Annotated in this window: 16 protein-coding genes; 11 read left to right on the top strand and 5 right to left on the bottom strand. The window is 72.0% G+C overall.

The annotated features are described in order from the left end of the window. The first annotated feature begins 31 nt into the window (after nucleotides 1–31). Nucleotides 32–883, top strand: a complete 852-nt coding sequence (locus tag BUE30_RS11410) for an EamA family transporter (protein ID WP_073330524.1) — start codon at nucleotides 32–34, stop codon at nucleotides 881–883. A 387-nt stretch (nucleotides 884–1,270) separates the two neighbouring features. Here BUE30_RS11410 and BUE30_RS11405 read toward each other — a convergent pair whose 3' ends face one another. Further along, complete coding sequence (locus BUE30_RS11405; protein ID WP_073330520.1) at nucleotides 1,271–2,785, bottom strand: ABC-F family ATP-binding cassette domain-containing protein; 1,515 nt, start codon at nucleotides 2,783–2,785, stop codon at nucleotides 1,271–1,273. A 393-nt stretch (nucleotides 2,786–3,178) separates the two neighbouring features. Between BUE30_RS11405 and rsfS the strand changes: the two genes are divergently transcribed. The 6 genes from rsfS to BUE30_RS11375 are packed head-to-tail and all read left to right on the top strand — an operon-like array spanning nucleotide 3,179 to nucleotide 7,500. After that, nucleotides 3,179–3,553, top strand: coding sequence for a ribosome silencing factor (rsfS, locus tag BUE30_RS11400; RefSeq protein ID WP_425303929.1), 375 nt, complete (start codon nucleotides 3,179–3,181; stop codon nucleotides 3,551–3,553). Nucleotides 3,554–3,580: 27 nt separating this feature from the next. Further along, nucleotides 3,581–4,051 (top strand): 23S rRNA (pseudouridine(1915)-N(3))-methyltransferase RlmH, encoded by a 471-nt coding sequence (gene rlmH, locus BUE30_RS11395; protein ID WP_073330515.1) that lies wholly within the window; start codon nucleotides 3,581–3,583, stop codon nucleotides 4,049–4,051. A 44-nt stretch (nucleotides 4,052–4,095) separates the two neighbouring features. Further along, on the top strand, nucleotides 4,096–5,055 hold the full coding sequence (locus tag BUE30_RS11390; protein WP_073330512.1) for a DMT family transporter: 960 nt from the start codon (nucleotides 4,096–4,098) through the stop codon (nucleotides 5,053–5,055). A gap of 11 nt (nucleotides 5,056–5,066) precedes the next feature. Next, the gene (locus BUE30_RS11385) at nucleotides 5,067–5,699 is read left to right on the top strand and encodes an HAD family hydrolase (protein ID WP_073330509.1); all 633 of its coding nucleotides are present in this window, start codon (nucleotides 5,067–5,069) and stop codon (nucleotides 5,697–5,699) included. Continuing rightward, nucleotides 5,696–6,604, top strand: a complete 909-nt coding sequence (locus BUE30_RS11380; RefSeq protein ID WP_073330506.1) for an ornithine cyclodeaminase family protein — start codon at nucleotides 5,696–5,698, stop codon at nucleotides 6,602–6,604. The genes BUE30_RS11385 and BUE30_RS11380 overlap by 4 nt, the downstream gene beginning before the upstream one ends. Continuing rightward, nucleotides 6,589–7,500, top strand: coding sequence for an alpha/beta fold hydrolase (locus BUE30_RS11375; RefSeq protein WP_073330503.1), 912 nt, complete (start codon nucleotides 6,589–6,591; stop codon nucleotides 7,498–7,500). The genes BUE30_RS11380 and BUE30_RS11375 overlap by 16 nt, the downstream gene beginning before the upstream one ends. Here the strand turns inward: BUE30_RS11375 and BUE30_RS11370 are convergent. From BUE30_RS11370 to BUE30_RS11360, 3 genes are all read right to left on the bottom strand, one after another. Then, nucleotides 7,497–8,747 (bottom strand): MFS transporter, encoded by a 1,251-nt coding sequence (locus tag BUE30_RS11370; RefSeq protein ID WP_073330500.1) that lies wholly within the window; start codon nucleotides 8,745–8,747, stop codon nucleotides 7,497–7,499. The two genes, BUE30_RS11375 and BUE30_RS11370, sit on opposite strands and share 4 nt — an antisense overlap. A gap of 252 nt (nucleotides 8,748–8,999) precedes the next feature. Further along, the gene (locus BUE30_RS11365) at nucleotides 9,000–11,813 is read right to left on the bottom strand and encodes a [protein-PII] uridylyltransferase (RefSeq protein ID WP_083601360.1); all 2,814 of its coding nucleotides are present in this window, start codon (nucleotides 11,811–11,813) and stop codon (nucleotides 9,000–9,002) included. 4 nt (nucleotides 11,814–11,817) lie between these two features. After that, nucleotides 11,818–12,993 (bottom strand): penicillin-binding protein activator, encoded by a 1,176-nt coding sequence (locus BUE30_RS11360; protein WP_073330497.1) that lies wholly within the window; start codon nucleotides 12,991–12,993, stop codon nucleotides 11,818–11,820. A gap of 96 nt (nucleotides 12,994–13,089) precedes the next feature. On the opposite strand from BUE30_RS11360, the gene rsmI reads away from it, so the two are divergent. The 4 genes from rsmI (at nucleotide 13,090) to BUE30_RS11340 (ending at nucleotide 16,482) form a co-directional block, all read left to right on the top strand. Further along, on the top strand, nucleotides 13,090–13,947 hold the full coding sequence (gene rsmI / locus BUE30_RS11355; RefSeq protein ID WP_073330495.1) for a 16S rRNA (cytidine(1402)-2'-O)-methyltransferase: 858 nt from the start codon (nucleotides 13,090–13,092) through the stop codon (nucleotides 13,945–13,947). A 218-nt stretch (nucleotides 13,948–14,165) separates the two neighbouring features. Next, nucleotides 14,166–14,510 carry a YraN family protein gene (locus tag BUE30_RS11350; protein ID WP_244526347.1) on the top strand — a complete coding sequence of 115 codons (345 nt, stop codon included), beginning with the start codon at nucleotides 14,166–14,168 and terminating at the stop codon, nucleotides 14,508–14,510. A 119-nt stretch (nucleotides 14,511–14,629) separates the two neighbouring features. After that, nucleotides 14,630–15,574, top strand: coding sequence for a glutathione synthase (gene gshB / locus BUE30_RS11345; protein WP_073330492.1), 945 nt, complete (start codon nucleotides 14,630–14,632; stop codon nucleotides 15,572–15,574). Next, nucleotides 15,571–16,482, top strand: coding sequence for an alpha/beta hydrolase (locus tag BUE30_RS11340; protein ID WP_073330489.1), 912 nt, complete (start codon nucleotides 15,571–15,573; stop codon nucleotides 16,480–16,482). The genes gshB and BUE30_RS11340 overlap by 4 nt, the downstream gene beginning before the upstream one ends. Here BUE30_RS11340 and BUE30_RS11335 read toward each other — a convergent pair. Then, nucleotides 16,451–17,962 carry a YifB family Mg chelatase-like AAA ATPase gene (locus BUE30_RS11335; protein WP_073330486.1) on the bottom strand — a complete coding sequence of 504 codons (1,512 nt, stop codon included), beginning with the start codon at nucleotides 17,960–17,962 and terminating at the stop codon, nucleotides 16,451–16,453. The genes BUE30_RS11340 and BUE30_RS11335 overlap by 32 nt on opposite strands. Between the last annotated feature and the right edge of the window lie 34 nt (nucleotides 17,963–17,996).

Genomic DNA, 17,996 nt, shown 5'->3' with positions numbered 1-17,996 from the left:
GCCCGCGCCGGGCGCATGGGCAGATGCCGGGATGAGCCTGACCGTCTTCCTCGCCGTCCTTCTCGCCGCCGCCCTCCATGCCGGGTGGAACGCCCTCGCCAAGGGGGGCGCGGACAAGGAGCTGTCGATGGCCGCCGTCGTGATCGGCCACGCGCCGCTGGGTCTGCTGGTCCTGGCCGTCGCGCCCTGGCCCGAATGGGAGGCCTGGCCCTTCGTCCTGCTCTCGATGGGGCTGCATTTCGGCTACCAGGTCTTCCTGATGAACGCCTACCGCGTCGGGGACCTGACGCAGGTCTATCCCATCGCGCGCGGCACCGGGCCGCTGATCGTCGCGCTGGTGACGACGGGGCTGATGGGGGCGCATCTGTCGGGGCAGGAATGGCTGGCGATCTGCGTGATCACGGCGGGCCTGTTCTCGCTGGCGCTCGTGCGGGGACGGGACGGGCTGAGGAACCGCGCGGCGACGGCGCTGGCGCTGGTCACCGGCGCCTTCATCGCCTGCTATTCGCTGTCGGACGGGGTCGGCGCGCGCGTCGCGGGGACGCCCTGGTCCTATTTCGCGATGCTCTCGGTCCTGAACTCGGTGGTCTTCGCCGGCTTCATGGTGTGGTGGCGGCCGGGCGTGCTGAGCCGCCTCGCCCGGGGCGAGGCGCGCCGCACCTTCTGGATGGGCGGCGCCGCCTCCTTCGCCGCCTATTCCATCGTCGTCTGGGCCTTCACGCAGGCGCCGCTGGCGCTCGTCACGGCCCTGCGCGAGACCTCCATCGTCTTCGCCCTGCTGATCGGGGTCGGGCTGATGGGCGAGCGGCTGAACCTCGGCAAGGTCTTCTCCACCTTCGTGACGCTGGCCGGGGCGGCGCTGCTGCGGCTGGGGAAGGGGTAGGGGTAGGGGCCCGCCCCTTCCCCCGATCCGGGGACTCGACATGTGGAGGGCCGTGCGCCCCGATCGCCGGAGCCCCGGATCAGATCCGGGGCGGGAATGCCTGGTCCCGAAGGCCCGCCCTGACCGGATCCCGAGCGTCCCGAGGTCGCCTGTGCGGTTTCCGACCGGCGGCCTGTTGCCCCCGCGCGGACAGCGGGCGAAGCCCGCCGCGCGATCGCCGGCCCGTCCCCCGGGGCGGCGATAGGTCGACGCTTCGCCGCCGCTCCGGGATCGTCCGGGACCTCTTCCATCAGGCTCCGCCGCTCTGCCGGCAGGACCGCCTCCCCGCGGGCCGGCGATCGCGCTCCGCCCGGAGGGTCGGCGGGCGCGGGGAGCGATCCCCGAATCCTAACCTTCCATCAGCCGGTCGAAGACCGGGTCCGGATCCTCCACCTCCACCAGGCGCTTGCCCTCGATGGACCAGACGCGGCTCGCCACGGCGCGGACGAAGGCGCGGTCGTGGCTGACGAAGAGGGCGGTCGCGCCATGCTCCAGCATCTCCAGCTCCAGCGCCTCCTGCCCCTCGATGTCGATATGGTTGGTCGGCTCGTCGAGCAGGTAGAAGTTCGGCTGCTGGAGCCGCAGCCGCAGCAGCGCCACACGCGCCTTCTGCCCGCCCGAGAGCCGTCCCATCGGGTCGGTCTGCCGGTCCGGGGGCAGGCCCGCCCGGGAGAGCATCGCGCGGGCCCGCGCGTCGCCGTGGTCGAACCCGGTCGTCACTGCCTCCCACGGGGTGCGGAAGGCGTCCAGCTGCGCCAGCGCCTGATCGGACAGCCCCGGCCGCAGGGTGGCGGCGGGTCGGATGGCGGGATCCTCGCCGCCGGCCAGCGCGGCCGCCACGCGACCCATCAGCCGCGACTTGCCCGCCCCGTTCGGCCCGAGCAGGGCGACGCGGTCGCCCCGCTCGACCCAGAGGCGGGGCACGCGGAACAGGACCCGGCCCGGCACCTCGATGTCCGTCTCCTCGATCGCCAGCAGCGCCTTGGCGTGCGTTCCCGAATTGGTCAGCCGGATCGCCCCCGAAGAGCGCTCCTGATGCGCGGGGCGGGCGCCCTCCTTGATCCTTTCCGCCCGGTCCTTCAGCTGCTTCGTCTTCGTCACCAGCAGGTCGGAGCCGGAATTGATGCCGATGTTCTTCAGCTTCGCCGCCTGCGCGCGCAGCTGCCGGGCCTTCTTCATCTCGGCCTCGAAGGCGCGGTCGTCGGCCGCGTCCCGCTCGTCCAGCGCGGCGCGGGCGCGGCTGTAGGGCAGGGCGAAGGCGGCCGACCGGGCGGGTCGCAGGAAGAGGGTGGAGGACGTCACCGCGTCGAGGAAGGCGCGGTCATGGCTGGCCGCGATCACCGCCATGCCCTGCGGCAGGCCGGCGAGCAGGCGCTGGACCTGCCCGATCCGGGCGAGGTCGAGATGGTTGGTCGGCTCGTCCAGAAGCAGCACGTCCGGCTCGGCGATCAGCGCCCGCCCCAGCAGGACGAAACGCTGCCAGCCGCCCGACAGCGCGCGCACCGGCGTGGCCCGCAGGTCCTCAGGGATGGCGAGGTCGTCCATAACGATGTCGGCGCGCCAGAACTCCAGCTCCGCCGTTTCGGGGTCGAGGCCGGAGCGGATCGCCTCGGCCAGCGGCTGATCCATGATCTCCGCAGGCGGGTCCTGCGGCACGCGGGCGATCAGGCAGCCCCGGGCGCGGGTGATCGTGCCGGAGGTCGGCTCGTCCTCGCCCGCGATCAGCGACAACAGCGAGGTCTTGCCGCGCCCGTTCGCGGCGACGAGGCCGAGGCGGTCGCCCCTGGCCAGCGTGAAGGTCAGGCCGGAGAACAGCGTCTCGGCACGGGTGAGCGAGAGGTCCTGAACGGAAAGAAGGGTCATGGGGAAAGTCCTGCAGAACGGGTCGGACCCCGAGGGGCCCGGATGCGGACTGTCCGGTCGTGGATCGAGATGTCGGCCCGGATCAGCCCTGCGACATGCGACGCAGGGCGGTCCTGGGTCCTCGGGTGCGGTCGTGGAAGCGGCGCGTGTCCACCTTCCCCTCCTTGGCTTGCGCGCCGCAACGTAGAGCGGGGCCGCCCGATTGAACAGTCCCGGCGGAACGCCGCGTCCGGGCGGCGTGGCGGCCTTGTTTCATTGAAACGTCACGGCGTTCCGTCTATCTTGTGGACATGGCCCTGCGCCGGGGCCGTGTCGGCGGCGCGAAACCCGGAGGACGATGATCTGTCTCACCCCAGCATGGCGACCGAGGTCGCCCCGCGCCCCGGCTCGCGCATGAGCGAGCCTTCCTACACGAGCGATGAGCTTCTGGAAGCCATCCTCGCCTCCCTCGACGACGACAAGGCCGAAGACGTGACGCGCATCGACCTGCGCGGCCGCTCTGACATGGCCGACTGGATGGTCGTGGCTTCCGGCCGCTCCACCCGGCAGGTCGCCGCCATCGCCGAGAAGCTCGCCGACCGGCTGAAGCAGGGCTTCGGGCTGAACGTCAAGATGGAGGGCAAGGAGAGCGCGGACTGGGTGCTGATCGACGCCAGCGACGTGGTCGTCCACGTCTTCCGGCCCGAGGTGCGCGAGTTCTACCAGATCGAGAAGATGTGGGCGCCCGCCGCCACCACGCCCGAGGCGCGGGCCGCGCAGTTCCGCTGATGTCGCTCCGCTGACGCTTCCGTTCCCGTGAAGGTCACGCTCTGCGTCGTGGGCCGGCTGCGCGCCGGCCCCGAGCGCACGCTCATCGACGATTACCTGACCCGGTTCGACCGCACCGGCCGCGCGCTCGGCCTCGGCCCCGCACGGGTGGTGGAGGTCGAGGACCGCAGGGGCGGCGGCATGGCGGCCGAGGCCGCGCTGCTGGACCGCGCGATTCCCGCCGGCGCCGCCCTCTGCGCGATGGACGAACGCGGCCGGCAGATGACCTCGCCCGATTTCGCGGACCTGCTGGGCGGCTGGCGGGACCAGGGCCGCGGCGAGGCCGCCTTCCTGATCGGCGGGGCGGACGGGCTGGACCCGGCCCTGCGCGCGCGCGCCGACATGGCGCTGTCCTTCGGGGCGATGGTCTGGCCGCACATGCTGGCGCGGGTGATGCTGGCCGAGCAGCTCTACCGCGCCGCCTCGATCCTGGCGGGGGCGCCCTACCACCGGGTCTGAACGCCTCTGGACCCCGGGGCGGATCGGGTATCAGGTGCGCGGCGATGCCCCAGCTGTCCCCCGCCGCCATCGGCGCGCTGTCCGCCGTGATCGCCGTCACCGCCTTCTCGGTGAATGACATGGCGATCAAGTTCCTCTCGGGCGGCTACGCGCTGCATCAGGTCGTTCTGATCCGGACCCTCTTCGGGCTGACGCTGTTCTTCGCCGTGATCCTGCCCCTGTCGGGGGGCCTGTCGGCCCTGCGGACCCGGCGGCCGGTCATGCACGCGCTGCGCGGGTGCTGCGTCGTCTTCGCCAACATGACCTTCTTCCTCGGCCTGGCGGCGCTGCCGCTGGCGGAAGGGGTCGCGATCTTCTTCGTCTCGCCGCTCATCATCACCGTCTTCTCGGTGATCTTCCTCGGCGAGACGGTCGGTCCGCGGCGCTGGACGGCCATCGCGCTCGGCCTCGTCGGGGTGGTCATTGTCCTGCGGCCCGGGACCGAGGCGTTCCGCCCGGCCGCGCTGCTGCCCATCCTCGCCGCCTTCGGCTATGCGAGCCTGCACATGCTGACCCGCGCCATCGGCCGGACCGAGACGACGGCGGCGATGTCCTTCTACATCCAGGCGACCTTCGTCGTCGTCTCGCTCGTCATGGGCGCGATCCTCGGGACGGGGCGCTTCGCCGGGTCCGAGGACGCCTCGCTCGTCTTCCTCACCCGGGCCTGGGACTGGCCGGTGCTCGCGGACCTGCCCGTCTTCGCCGTCGTCGGGGCGGCCTCGGCCATCGGGGGATTCTTCATCAGCCACGCCTACCGTACCTCCGAGGCGGCGCTGGTCGCGCCGTTCGAGTATCTCGCCCTGCCGCTCTCGGTGATCTGGGGCTTCGCCGTGTTCGACGAACGGCCCGACGCGGTGGCGCTGATGGGGATCGCGTTGATCCTCGGCTCCGGCCTCGCCATGATCTGGCTCGAGGCGCGGTCCCGCAGGGCCGAGGTGCCCGCGACGCCGCGCTACAGACGCTGAAGGGGACGGACATGGAGACCACCGGGACTGCGCCGAAGGCCGCGATCTTCGACATCGGCAACGTGCTGATCGAGTGGAATCCGCAGCGCATGTACGACCGCCATATCGGGGCCGAGCGGCGCGCGGCCCTGTTCGAGGCGGTGGACCTGCACGGCATGAACCTCGCCGTCGACGGCGGCGCGCCCTTCGGCGAGAGCGTCGAGGCGCTGGCCGCGCGGCACCCGGACTGGGCCGCCGAGATCCGCCTCTGGCGCGACAACTGGCTGGAGATGGTGACGCCCGGGATCGAGGAGTCGCAGCGGCTGATGGCCGCGCTTCAGGCGCGCGGCGTGCCGGTCCACGCCCTGACCAATTTCGGGGACGAGACCTTTGCCATCGCCGAGCGCGAGATGCCCTTCATCCCGCGCTTCGACAGTGCCTTCGTCTCGGGCCGGCTGCGGATGCTGAAGCCCGCGCCCGCGATCTACGCCCATGTCGAGGAGACGCTGGGCCTGTCCGGGCCCGAGCTCTTCTTCACCGACGACAGTCCGGCCAATGTCGCGGCGGCCGAGGCGCGGGGCTGGCGGACCCATCTCTTCGAAGGGGCGGAGGGACTGGCGGCGCGCCTCGTGGAAGTGGGGCTGCTGGACGAGGTGCCGGCATGACCGCCTTCATCGGCTTCGACGAGGGGGAGAGCGTCCTCGACTGGATCGCCCTGACCGACGCGCTGGCGGCGGGACACGAACTGCCCCGCGCGCAGGTCGAGGATGTCTTTCTCAGGCGCGGTGCGGACACGCTGCTGAACCGTTCCGCCTGGATCGACGGGCTGGGCCTCGCCGTGAAATGCGCAACGGTCTTTCCGGGCAACAAGGCGAAGGGCCGCCCCGTGATCGGCGGGGCGATGACGCTCTATTCCGATGCGGACGGCACGCTGGAGGCGATCCTCGACTTCCACCTCGTGACGAAATGGAAGACCGCGGGGGACAGCCTGCTGGCGGCACGGCGACTGGCCCGGCCGGACAGCCGCGAAATCCTGATCGTCGGCGCGGGCATCGTGGGCCGCAGCCTGGTACAGGCCTACGGCGCGGCCTTCCCGGGGGCCCGGTTCACAATCTGGAACCGCTCGCCCGAGGGGGCGGCCCGCTTCGCCGACGAGACCGGGGCGGAGGTGGCCGGCGACCTGCAGGCGGCCGTCGGACGGGCCGACATCGTCGCCTGCGCCACGATGTCGACGGATCCCGTGCTGCGCGGCGAGTGGCTGCGGCCTGGTCAGCACGTGGACCTGATCGGCGCCTACCGCGCCGACATGCGCGAGGCGGACGACACGGCGATCCGCCGGGCGCGGGTCTTCTGCGACAGCCGCGCGACCACGATCCACCATATCGGCGAGTTCATGGCGCCCCTCCGATCGGGCGCCCTGACCGAGGACGCCATCCTCGCCGACCATTACGAGCCGGAGCGGTTCCGGCGCGGCAGCGACGACGAGATCACCCTCTTCAAGAACGGCGGCGGCGCCCATCTCGACCTGATGACCGCCCGGCATATCCTGACCGCATGGACATCGCGCTGATCCTCGTCGCCGGGCTGGCGCTCGTCGCCGCGGCGCCCTTCCTGCGCGAGGCGCTGCGCCGGGGCCCCGATCCCGCGCCGTCCTCCGATCTGGTGCGGACCGCGACCGGCACGCTGCGCCGGCGCTGGTTCGGGCCCGAGACGCGGGGGCGCGTGATCGTGGCGATCCACGGGCTGACCACGCCGTCCGACGCCTTCGACGCACTGGCCGAGGGGCTGGGCCAGGCCGGCTGGCGCACGCTGACCTTTGACCATCACGGCCGCGGCGGGTCGTCCAACGCGGCCGGAGCGCAGGACGCGGCCTTCTACGTCCGCGAACTCGACGCCCTGCTGGAGGCGGAGGGGCTGGGCGACGACCTCGTCCTCATGGGCTATTCCATGGGCGGGGCCATCGCCGCCGCCTATGCGGACGCCCATCCCGAGCGGGTACGGCGGCTGATCCTCCTCGCGCCGGCCGGGCTGGTGCCGCTCTCGGTGCCGCGCTGGCAGCTCGTCCCCGTGATCGGCGACTGGCTGGTCCGCTGGGCCTATCCGCTCCGGCTGCGGCGGGGGATCCGCCGCGGCAACGAGGCCAGCGCCGTGCCGGGCCTCGCCGCGATCCAGCTGCGCCAGACGCGGCGGCGCGGCTTCGCGCCCGCCGTGCTGTCCTCTCTGCGCTGGCTGGCGGGCCGCCCGCAGGAGGAGGAGCACCGGCGGCTGATGAAGCTCAACATCCCGGTCCTCGCGATCTGGGGAGGCGCGGACGACGTGATCCCGCTGCGCGCGCTGGGCGAGATGGCCCGCTTCAACCGCCGCGCCAAGCAGGAGTTGGTGGAGGGGGCCGGTCACGGACTGCCCTACACCCATCCGGGCGAGGTGGCGGAGTACGCGCTCGCGATGCTGCGCGAGGGGGACTAGGCGGGCAGCGGCGCGGCGCGGGGCGTCTCGCGGATCGGCAGATGCACGATGGCCGACAGCGCCCCGACCCCGACGCCGACCCACCACACGGCGGTATAGGTGCCGTAGAGATCGTAGAGCGCGCCGCCCAGCCAGACGCCGACGAAGCTGCCGAGCTGGTGCGAGAAGAAGACGATCCCGTAGAGCGTGCCCATGTAGCGCAGCCCGTAGAGATGCGCCACGAGTCCGCTGGTCAGCGGCACCGTCGCCAGCCAGAGCGAGCCCATCACGACCGAGAAGACGAGGACCGTCACCGGCGTGATCGGCGTCAGGATGAACCACGCCGCGACGATGGTGCGCCCGGTATAGATCCCGGCGAGCAGGTACTTGCGCGGGAACCGCTTGCCCGCCCAGCCCGCCGCCAGCGTGCCGGCGATGTTCGCAAGCCCGATGACCGAGATCGCGATGGCCCCCAGCGCCGAGGTCGACGTGATGCCGAGGTTGTAGAGCGTCGTGCCCGGCAGGACCGGGTCGCACATCTGGGTCACGAGGGCCGGGAAATGCGCGGTCACGAAGGCGAGCTGGTAGCCGCAGGAAAAGAAGCCGATGAAGATCAGCGCGTAGGACGGGTCCGTCACGGCGCGCTTCAGCGCGGCGCCCATCGTCTCCTGCAGCTCGGCCTTCGAGGCGGGGGCGGGCGCCCGCATCATCGGCAGGACCGCCAGAACGGCGAGGATCGCGGCGGCGAAGACGAGGAAGACCTGGTTCCAGGCCATGAAGCCCAGCAGCCATTCCGCCAGCGGCGCGCCGAAGACCTGCCCGGCCGATCCCGCCGCCGTCGCGATGGCCAGCGCCATCGAGCGGTTGTCGTCGCTGCTCGCCCGGCCGACCACGGCGAGGATCACGCCGAACCCGGTGCCCGCCACGCCGAACCCGACCAGCACCTCGTAGAGCTGATGCTGGAGCGGCGTGGTTGCCCCGGCCGACAGGACGAGGCCCACAGCATAGGTGATCGCGCCGAGGACGATGGCCTTGCGGTCGCCGATCTTCTCGGCCAGCGCGCCGAAGAGCGGCTGCCCGATGCCCCAGGCGAGGTTCTGGATCGCGATGGCGAGGGAGAACTCGGCCCGCGGCCAGCCGAACTCCTCGGCGATGGGGATCTGGAACACGCCGAAGGAGGCGCGGATCGCGAAGCCCGTCAGGATGACGAAGCACCCGGCGATCAGGACGGGCGAGAGCAGGCGGTCATGAGGCGCGGCGCGGGTCATGCGTGATCTGTGCGCTGCCGGGGCCGGCGGTCAATCGACTTTTCGTGATCCCGCGCATCCCTTGCCGGAATGGCCTCCCGGGAATGGACGCCCGCCCGGGCGCGCCCCGCCCCGAACGCCGGGGGCTTCACTCCGCCGGACCCCCGTGCGGTCTTCGGAGCAAGATGGGGGGCCGAGCTTTCGTTCCGGAGTGGGGGGGCGTCCCTGGCGGGGGCCGGAACGCCCGGTCCGGTTGCGCGCCTTGGCGGGCGCTCAGGTCCGCGCGCGTTCCGCCCCGGCGAAGATCGCCTCGCGCAGCTTGCGCTCCAGCGCCTTGCGCCGCGTCTCGGAATGGAACTTCAGCCCGAACATGTCCTTGACGTAGAAGGAATCGACCACCTGTTCGCCATAGGTCGCGATGACCGCGCTGGCGATGTAGACGTTGTTCTCGGCCAGGGCGCGGGTCAGGTCGTGCAGGAGGCCGGGGCGGTCGCGGGTATCGACCTCGATGATCGTGTAGATCTCGGATCCGTCGTTGTCGAAGGTGATGGAGGTCGGGACCGAGAAGGCGCGCTCGCGCTTCTTGACCCGGTCGCGCTCGACCAGCGCCTCGCGGGTCACCACCTCGCCCCGCAGCGTGCGGGTGATCATCTGCCGCAGGCGCGGCAGGCGCACCTCCTCGTAGGGATGGCCGTCGGCATCCTGGATCCAGAACACCGCCGTCGCGTAGCCGTCCTTGGACGTGTAGGTCCGCGCATCCACCACGTTCGCCCCGACCAGCGCCAGCGCGCCGCTCATCCGACTGAAGAGACCGGGATGGTCGACCATGGCGAAGGCGGCGCGGGTTGCGTCGCGGTCGGGGTCGAGCTCGAGGTCGATCCTCACCTCGTCGTCGCGCAGCTCCCGCAGCAGCCGGGCGAAGAGGGCGTGCGTCTCGGTCGACAGGCCCTGCCAGTAGGGTCCGTAATGGCGCGCGGTCTCGGCGCGCAGGGCCTTTCCCTCCCAGTCGGGCAGCGCCTCGCGCAGGCGCTTCTTGGCCTCGGTCTCGCGCGCCTCGCGGTTCAGATCCTCCAGCCCCGTGGCGAGGGCCTGCCGCGTGGCCGTGTAGAGCCCGCGGAAGAGCATCGCCTTCCAGTTGTTCCAGACATTCGGCCCGACCCCGCGGATGTCGCAGACGGTGAGCACCGTGAGCAGGTCCAGCCGCTCCTGCGACTTCACCGCCTTGGCGAAGTCGCGCACCGTGCGGGGGTCCGAGATGTCGCGCTTCTGCGCCATGTCGGACATCAGCAGGTGATAGCGGACCAGCCAGTCGACCGTGTCCGTCTCCTTGCGCGACAGGCCCAGCCTCGGGCAGACGGTCCGGGCGATGCGGGCGCCGAGGATCGAATGGTCCTCGTCCCGGCCCTTGCCGATGTCGTGCAGCAGCATGGCGACGTAGAGGACGCGCCGGTTCACCCCCTCGGACAGGATGCGGCTCGCGACGGGCAGCTCCTCGGCCAGTTCGCCCCGCTCGATCTGGGCGAGGGTCGAGACGCACTGGATGGTGTGTTCGTCCACCGTGTAGCTGTGGTACATGTTGTATTGCACCATCGCGACGATGGGGGCGAATTCCGGCATGAAGGCGGCGAGCACGCCGAGCTCGTTCATCCGCCGCAGCGCCCGTTCCGGGTTGCCGTGCCGCAGCATCAGGTCGAGGAAGATGCGGTTCGCCTCGCGGTCGTGCCGCATCGCCCTGTCGATCACGTCGAGGTTGGAGGCGATCAGCCGCATCGCGTCGGGATGCAGCAGCGTGCCGGTGCGCAGCGCCTCCTCGAAGATGCGCAGCATGTTGACGTGATCGCCGAGGAAGGCCGCCTCGTCCGCGACGGTCAGGCGGTTCTGCTTGATCGCGTAGGGCGGCTTGGCGCGGCGGCGGCGGGGCAGCAGCCGTGTCAGCAGCGGCTCCTGCTTGAGATGGGTCGTCTCCTGCGCGGTCAGGAAGATGCGCGTCAGCTCGCCGACGCGGGTGGCGTGGCGGAAATAGTCCTGCATGAAATGCTCGACCGCCCGCCGGCCGCCGTAATCGCGGTACCCCATCCGCTCGGCCACCTCGACCTGCAGGTCGAAGGTCAGCTGGTCCATCGCCCGGCCCGAGAGCAGGTGCATGTGGCAGCGCACGGCCCAGAGGAACTCTTCCGCCGCGCGGAAGGTCTGGTACTCGTCCTCGGTGAAGATGCCCTCGCCGACCAGCTCGGACGCGGTCTCGACGTTGTAGACGTATTTCCCGATCCAGTAGAGCGATTGCAGGTCGCGCAATCCGCCCTTGCCCTCCTTCACGTTGGGCTCGACGACGTAGCGCTGGCCGCCCTGCTTGCGGTGCCGCTCGCTGCGCTCCTTCAGCTTGGCCTCGATGAATTCGGGCGCGGTGGAGCGAAACAGATCGAGCCAGAGCCGCTGCCGCAACTGCCGGGCCAGCGGGGCATAGCCGGTGAGGTAGCGGAACTCGACGAGGCTGGTGCGGATGGTGAAGTCGTCGCGCGCGAGGCGGACGCATTCCTTCACCGTGCGGCTGGCATGCCCGACCTTGTAGTGAAGGTCCCACAGCACGTAGAGCATCGATTCGATGACGCTCTCGGCCCAGGGGGTGATCTTGTAGGGCGTCAGGAACAGCAGGTCGACGTCGGAATGGGGCGCCATCTCGCCCCGTCCGTAGCCCCCCACCGCGATCAGGGCGAGCCGCTCGGCGGCGGTGGGATTGGACAGCGGGTGCAGCACCTCGGTCGCGATCCGCAGCACCTCCGCCACGATGCAGTCGGTCAGCCAGGCATAGGCGCGGATCGTCGGCCTGGCCTCGAAGGGCGCGGCGAGGAAGGCGGCCTCGATCGCGGCGGTTCCCTTCGTCCGCGCGGCGCCGAGGACGCGGACGGCCGCCTTGCGGACCGCCAGCGCGTCGCCCGCGGGACAGGCGGCGATGGCCGCGTCGAGTTCGGCCCGCAGATCGTCCTGCACGACGATGTCGCCGGCCGGGAGGATCAGGTCGTCCGGAGAGAAATCGGGACGAAGCGCGGCCTCTCGGCCGCGCCTCGCTTCGGTCGCGGTTTCGGTCAAGGCGTCAGAAGCCCGTCCCGGAGAAGGAGCCCGGCGCCGGGTCGATGACCGTGACCTGGCCGTTCCGGATCGTGGCGACGGCGACGCCGCGCTGGTTGGTGCCGTCGCTCAGCAGGCGGAAGATGCCCTGCGTGCCCTGGAACCCCTGGCCGGTGGTCAGGTCCTGGGCGCCGAGACCCTGGCCGCGCTGCGCCAGCGCGCCGATCGCGGCGATGCCGTCATAGGCGAGCCCGGCCAGCGGATGCGGCTCCTCTCCGTAGGTCGACCGGTAGCGCTGGTCGAAGGCCGCCTGTGTGGCGGTGTTGGGGATCGCGAAGACCCCGCCCTGCAGGCCGGGCAGCGACAGCGCCTGCGGCGCCACGTCCCAGCGGGTCAGGCCCATGTAGCGCACGGCGTCGGGGGTCAGCCCGGCCTCGGGCAGGGCGGTGGCGAGGATCGGCAGGTCGGCGTTCACGCCCGCGGTCAGGAACAGCACCTGCGCGCCGGCCGCCTGCGCCTCGGACGCGATCGGCCCGGCCGCGGCCTGCACGTCCTGCTGCGACAGCGCGTAGCCGCGCGCGCCCACGACGGTCCCGCCGGCGCGCTGCACGGCGGCCTGGATCTCGGCCAGGCCGAGCTGGCCCTGCAGGTCGTCCGCATGGGCGACGTAGTAGCGCGTCAGGCCCTGCCCCATGCCCCAGGAGACGAGGCGGTTGGCCGTGTTGCGGAAGGTCGGGCCGAGGACGAAGACGTTGCCGCCCGCGATCGTGGGATTGTTCGAGAAGGCGAGGACGTTGATCCCCGTGCCGGACAGCGCGACGCCGGCGGCGTTGGCACTCTCGGCATAGAGCGGGCCGAGCACGACCTGCGCGCCTTCGTTCGCGGCATTGGCCGCCGCGTTCGCCGCCTGGGTCGGGTTGGCGCCGGTATCATAGACCCGCAGGTCGATCTCGACATCCCCCAGGTCGCGCACCGCCATCCGGGCCGCGTTCTCGAGGTTCTCGGCCAGGAACGCGTCCGAGGCGACGCCGGACCCGCCGGGGACCAGCAGCGCGACCTGCACCGGCTCGCCCGGGGTCAGGGCGGGGCCACCGCCCCCGCCGGGCATGGACATCGGGGCGCAGGCGGTGAGCACGGCGGCCGACAGGACGGCGAGGAGGCGTCCGGCCGCCTTGCGGCGGGACAGGGAACGGGGGATCATGGGAGGGCACTCTCCGGGAAAAGGGGTCGGGCCGCTCGACGGGGCCGGTTGCCCTCGATCATAGGGGGTGACCGTGAACGGTCTAGGGGGCCAGACTTGGAAATCCGACGCGAGCCCCTTTCCGCCGGCCTGCACGTCGTCGCCGTGCCGATCGGCAATGCCCGCGACATCACGCTGCGCGCGCTGGACACGCTGGCCTCGGCCGACGTGATCGCGGCCGAGGATACCCGCTCCGCCCGCCGCCTGATGGAGATCCACGGCGTCGCCCTGGGGGGGCGGCCGCTGCTGTCCTATCACGACCATTCCGGCGCGGGAGACCGGGCGCGGCTGCTGCGGCACCTTGCCGAGGGCCGGTCGGTCGCGCTGGTCTCGGAGGCGGGCACGCCGCTGCTGGCCGATCCCGGCTTTGCGCTGGGCCGCGAGGCGATCGCGGCGGGACACGCGGTGACGGCCGTGCCCGGTGCCTCGGCCCTCCTGGCGGCGCTGGCCGTGGCCGGGCTGCCCACCGACCGCTTCACCTTCGCCGGCTTCCTGCCGCCGGGAGAGACCCAGCGCCGCACCGCCATCGCCGGGCTGCGCGAGGCGCCGGGCACGCTCGTCCTCTACGAAAGCCCCCGGCGCCTCGCCGCGACGCTCGCCGATCTCGCCGCGATCCTCGGCCCGCGCCCGGCCGCCGTCGCGCGCGAACTGACGAAGCGGTTCGAGGAGGTGCTGCGCGGCGATCTCGCCGAGCTGGCGGAGCGGGTGGCCGCGGCAGAGCCGAAAGGCGAGATCGTCGTGCTGGTCGGGCAGGGGCCGGGCGAGGGGCCGGAGACGGGCGATGTCGACGCCGCCCTGCGCGAGGCGCTGAGGACGATGCGGATGAAGGATGCGGCCACCGCCGTGGCGGGCGCGCTCGGCCTGCCGCGGCGCGAGGTCTACCAGCGGGCGCTGGAGATGGGGAAGGACGATTAGGGGAATCTTCAGGCTTCTGGCCGATCCTGCTCGAAAGGAGGACCGCCATGCCGTTCGATCTCTTCGATTGGGCCGACCGATTCCCCGGCGATGACGGAACGCCGCGGGGCGGCGATGCGGACGGTCACGCCGGGTCGCCGCCGATCCCTTTCGCCGAACGGCCCGAAACGCGGCGGGCGGGCGCGCCGCCCGGGGATCACCGCAGGTTGCGCGGGGCCATGTCCCACCGGCGCGGCGCGTCGGCGGAGCAGCAGGTGCAGGACAGCTACGCGCGACGCGGCTACAGCGTGGCCGCGACCCGGTGGCGGGGCCGGGGCGGCGAGATCGACCTGATCCTTCGGCGCGGCGGGACCAGCATCTTCGTCGAGGTGAAGGCCGCGCGGGACGCGGACACCGCCCTGTCGCGGATCCGGCCGGCACAGATCGCCCGCATCCATGCCGCCGCCTCGGAATATCTCGGCACGCTCCCGGACGGTTCGCTCAGCGAGACCCGGTTCGACGCCGCCTGCGTCGATGGCTACGGGCGCGTGACCATCCACGAGAACATCCTCGCCCATCCCTGAAGGTCCGCCTGGCCATGCGTGCCGCCCCCGGGCGGCCGCGCGGCCGATGCGCGGGGCCTGTTGCCGCCGCCGCCCGGCGGGCCTAGGTCACGCCGGAACGCCACTTCCGGAGGCCCGACATGGCCCTGACCGTCGCCATCCAGATGGACCCGATCGCGCCCATCGACATCGACGCCGATACCACCTTCCGCATCGCGGAGGAGGCGCAGGCGAGGGGGCATGCCCTGTTCTACTACACGCCGGACCGGCTCGCCTTCCAGGAAGGGCGGGTGACCGCCCGGGGCTGGCCGCTCGCCGTCCGGCGGGAGAAGGGGGCCCATTTCACGCTGGGCGACGAGGTCGAGCGGGACCTGTCGGAGTTCGACGTGGTCTGGCTGCGCCAGGATCCGCCCTTCGACATGTCCTACATCACCACGACGCACCTGCTGGACCGGATCCATCCCGGCACGCTCGTCGTGAACGACCCGTTCTGGGTGCGGAACTACCCCGAGAAGCTGCTCGTCCTCGACTTCCCGCAGCTCACCCCGCCCACGGCCATCGCCCGCGACCTCGCCACGCTGCGCGCCTTCCGCGACCGGCACGGGGACATCATCCTCAAGCCGCTCTACGGCAATGGCGGGGCGGGGGTGTTCAAGCTGCATGCCGAGGACGGCAACCTCGCCAGCCTGCACGAGATGTTCAGCCAGATCAGCCGCGAGCCGCTGATCGTGCAGAAATACCTGCCCGCGGTGTCGAAGGGCGACAAGCGGGTCATCCTCGTCGATGGAGAGCCGGTGGGCGCGATCAACCGCGTGCCCCAGAAGGGCGAGACCCGGTCGAACATGCATGTCGGCGGCCGCGCCGAGAAGGTGGCGCTGACCGACCGCGATCGCGAGATCTGCGCCGCGATCGGCCCCCTGCTGAAGGAGAAGGGCCAGATCCTCGTCGGGATCGACGTGATCGGCGACTGGCTGACCGAGATCAACCTCACCTCGCCGACCGGCATCCAGGAGCTGGAGCGCTTCGACGGCGTCAACGTCGCGGCCCGCATCTGGGAGGCGATCGAGGCGCGGCGCGGGGGATGAGCTGGCGGCTCGTCCTGCTGGTCTGGCTGCTGCGCCACCTGCAGAAGCCCCTGCTCGCCCGGCTCGACCCCGTCGGCGCCCGCGCCCAGTTCGAGGCGGTCACGTCGCTCTTCGCCGCGCCGCGCGGCACCTATGTCGGCAAGGGCCGCCTCGGGGGCGTGCCGGTCCGGCGGGTCGTCGGGCCGGGCGTCGCGGACGACCCGGCGGCGCCTGTCCTGCTCTACGCCCATGGGGGGGCCTTCGTGCTGGGCTCGGCGAAGAGCTATACCGGCTTTGCCGCGCAGATCTCGACGCGCCTCGGCCGGCCGGTGATCCTGCCCGATTACCGCCGCGCGCCCGAGCACCGGTTCCCGGCCGCGCTCGACGATCTGCGCGCGGTCTGGGATGCGCTCGACGCCGATCTGGGGCCGGAACGGATCGTGCTCGGCGGTGATTCGGCGGGCGGCAACCTTGCGCTCGGTCTGCTGGCGCAGCTCTGTCACCTGCGGATCCCGGGGCCCGCCGCGACCTTCGCCTTCTCGCCCTTCACCGATTTCCGCGACCGGGCCGGCTCGCGCCGCCGCAACGCGGACGCCGATCCGCTGCTGCCGATCGGCCGGCTGCGCGAGGTGCGCGAGTTCTACCTCGGCGATGCCGACCCCGCCGATGCCCGGGCCTCGCCGGTGCTGGCGCGGTTTCGCGGGGCGGGGCCGGTCTGGCTGTCGGTCGGCACGACAGAGGTGCTGCACGACGACACGCTGCAGATGGCCGCGCGGCTGCGGGAGGACGGGGTCCGCACCCGCGTGCTGGAGGGGAGGAACGCGCCCCATGTCTGGCCGATCTTCGGCGATTACCTGCCCGAGGCGCGGACGGCGCTGGACGACCTCGCCGCCTTCCTCAGCTCTGTGTCGGCGGAAGCCGGTAGCTGATCGCCTCTGCCACGTGGGGACGGCGCACCTCGTCCGAGCCGGCGAGGTCGGCGATGGTGCGCGCCACGCGCAGGATGCGGTGGTAGCCGCGCGCGGTGAGGCCGAAGCGGTCGGCGGCGCGGGACAGCAGGTCGCGCCCCTCGGCGTCGGGGGCCGCGATGCTCTCCAGCGTCGTGCCCTCGGCATCGGCATTGGTGCGCAGAACCCCGCCCTCCCCGAACCGCGCGGCCTGCCGCGCGCGGGCGGCAACGACCCGCGCCGCGACCTCGGCCGATCCCTCGCCGGCGGGCGGCAGGTCCAGATCGGTATAGGCGACGGGCGGCACCTCGATGCGCAGGTCGATCCGGTCGAGCAGCGGGCCCGAGATCCGGCCCATGTACTCCTCGCCGCAATTGGGGGCGCGGCTGCAGGCGCGGTCGGGCTCGGTCAGGTGGCCGCACCTGCAGGGATTGGCCGCCGCGACGAGGAGGAACCGGCAGGGATAGCGGATATGGGCGTTGGCCCGGGCGACCACGACCTCGCCCGTCTCGATCGGCTGGCGCAGCGTCTCGAGCACGGGGCGGGGAAATTCGGGCAGCTCGTCGAGGAAAAGCACGCCGTTATGGGCGAGGCTGATCTCGCCGGGCTTCGCGCCGCGTCCGCCGCCCACGATGGCGGGCATCGAGGCCGTGTGGTGCGGCTCGCGGAAGGGGCGCACCCGGCTGATCCCGCCCTCGTCCAGCAGCCCGGCGAGGGAATGGATCATCGACGTCTCGAGCGCCTCGCGCGGGGAGAGCGGCGGCAACAGGCCCGGCATCCGCGCGGCGAGCATCGACTTGCCCGAGCCGGGCGGCCCGCTGAAGAGGAGGTGATGCCGCCCGGCGGCCGCGATCTCGAGCGCGCGCTTGGCCCGCTCCTGCCCCTTCACGTCGCGCAGGTCGCGGGCGGTGGCGGGGCCGGTCACCTCGCCGGCCGTGGCGGGGGGGAGGATCCGGGTGCCGGTATAGTGCTGGATCGCCTCGGCCAGCGTGGCGGGGGCGATGACCTCCGCCGATTCCACCCACGCCGCCTCGGCGCCGCAGGCGCGCGGGCAGAGCAGGGTGCGATCCTCGTCCGCGGCGGCCATGGCGGCGGGCAGGGCACCGATCACCGGCATCAGCGCGCCGGTCAGCGACAGCTCGCCCAGCGCGACGGTCGCGGCCACGGCATCGTGCGGCAGCACGTCGAGCGCCGCGAGCAGGGCGAGGGCGATCGGCAGGTCGAAATGCGAGCCCTCCTTCGGCAGGTCGGCGGGAGAGAGGTTGATGACGATCTTCTTCGAGGGAAGCGCGATCGACATCGAGGTCAGCGCCGCGCGGACCCGCTCGCGCGCTTCGCTCACCGCCTTGTCCGGCAGGCCGACGATCGAGAAGGCGGGCATGCCGGGGGCCACGGCGCATTGCACCTCGACCAGTCGCGCCTCCACCCCCTCGAAGGCCACCGTGTAGGCCAGCGCCACCATCCCGACATCCCGATCGTCCGGGATTATGGTTAAC

The organism is Wenxinia saemankumensis (genome assembly GCF_900141735.1).
Taxonomy (GTDB): domain Bacteria; phylum Pseudomonadota; class Alphaproteobacteria; order Rhodobacterales; family Rhodobacteraceae; genus Wenxinia; species Wenxinia saemankumensis.
The sequence above is the reverse complement of the archived record's forward strand: the minus strand, read 5'-3'. Positions and strand labels throughout refer to the sequence as shown.

Coding starts and splice junctions, on each gene's coding strand:
- BUE30_RS11385 (WP_073330509.1), top strand. CDS start 5,067: ATGGAGACCACCGGGACTGCGCCGAAGGCCGCGATCTTCGACATCGGC.
- BUE30_RS11410 (WP_073330524.1), top strand. CDS start 32: ATGAGCCTGACCGTCTTCCTCGCCGTCCTTCTCGCCGCCGCCCTCCAT.
- gshB (WP_073330492.1), top strand. CDS start 14,630: ATGGCCCTGACCGTCGCCATCCAGATGGACCCGATCGCGCCCATCGAC.
- rsfS (WP_425303929.1), top strand. CDS start 3,179: ATGAGCGAGCCTTCCTACACGAGCGATGAGCTTCTGGAAGCCATCCTC.
- BUE30_RS11340 (WP_073330489.1), top strand. CDS start 15,571: ATGAGCTGGCGGCTCGTCCTGCTGGTCTGGCTGCTGCGCCACCTGCAG.
- BUE30_RS11390 (WP_073330512.1), top strand. CDS start 4,096: ATGCCCCAGCTGTCCCCCGCCGCCATCGGCGCGCTGTCCGCCGTGATC.
- BUE30_RS11370 (WP_073330500.1), bottom strand. CDS start 8,747: ATGACCCGCGCCGCGCCTCATGACCGCCTGCTCTCGCCCGTCCTGATC.
- BUE30_RS11380 (WP_073330506.1), top strand. CDS start 5,696: ATGACCGCCTTCATCGGCTTCGACGAGGGGGAGAGCGTCCTCGACTGG.
- BUE30_RS11375 (WP_073330503.1), top strand. CDS start 6,589: ATGGACATCGCGCTGATCCTCGTCGCCGGGCTGGCGCTCGTCGCCGCG.
- BUE30_RS11405 (WP_073330520.1), bottom strand. CDS start 2,785: ATGACCCTTCTTTCCGTTCAGGACCTCTCGCTCACCCGTGCCGAGACG.
- BUE30_RS11350 (WP_244526347.1), top strand. CDS start 14,166: ATGTCCCACCGGCGCGGCGCGTCGGCGGAGCAGCAGGTGCAGGACAGC.
- BUE30_RS11335 (WP_073330486.1), bottom strand. CDS start 17,962: ATGGTGGCGCTGGCCTACACGGTGGCCTTCGAGGGGGTGGAGGCGCGA.
- BUE30_RS11360 (WP_073330497.1), bottom strand. CDS start 12,993: ATGATCCCCCGTTCCCTGTCCCGCCGCAAGGCGGCCGGACGCCTCCTC.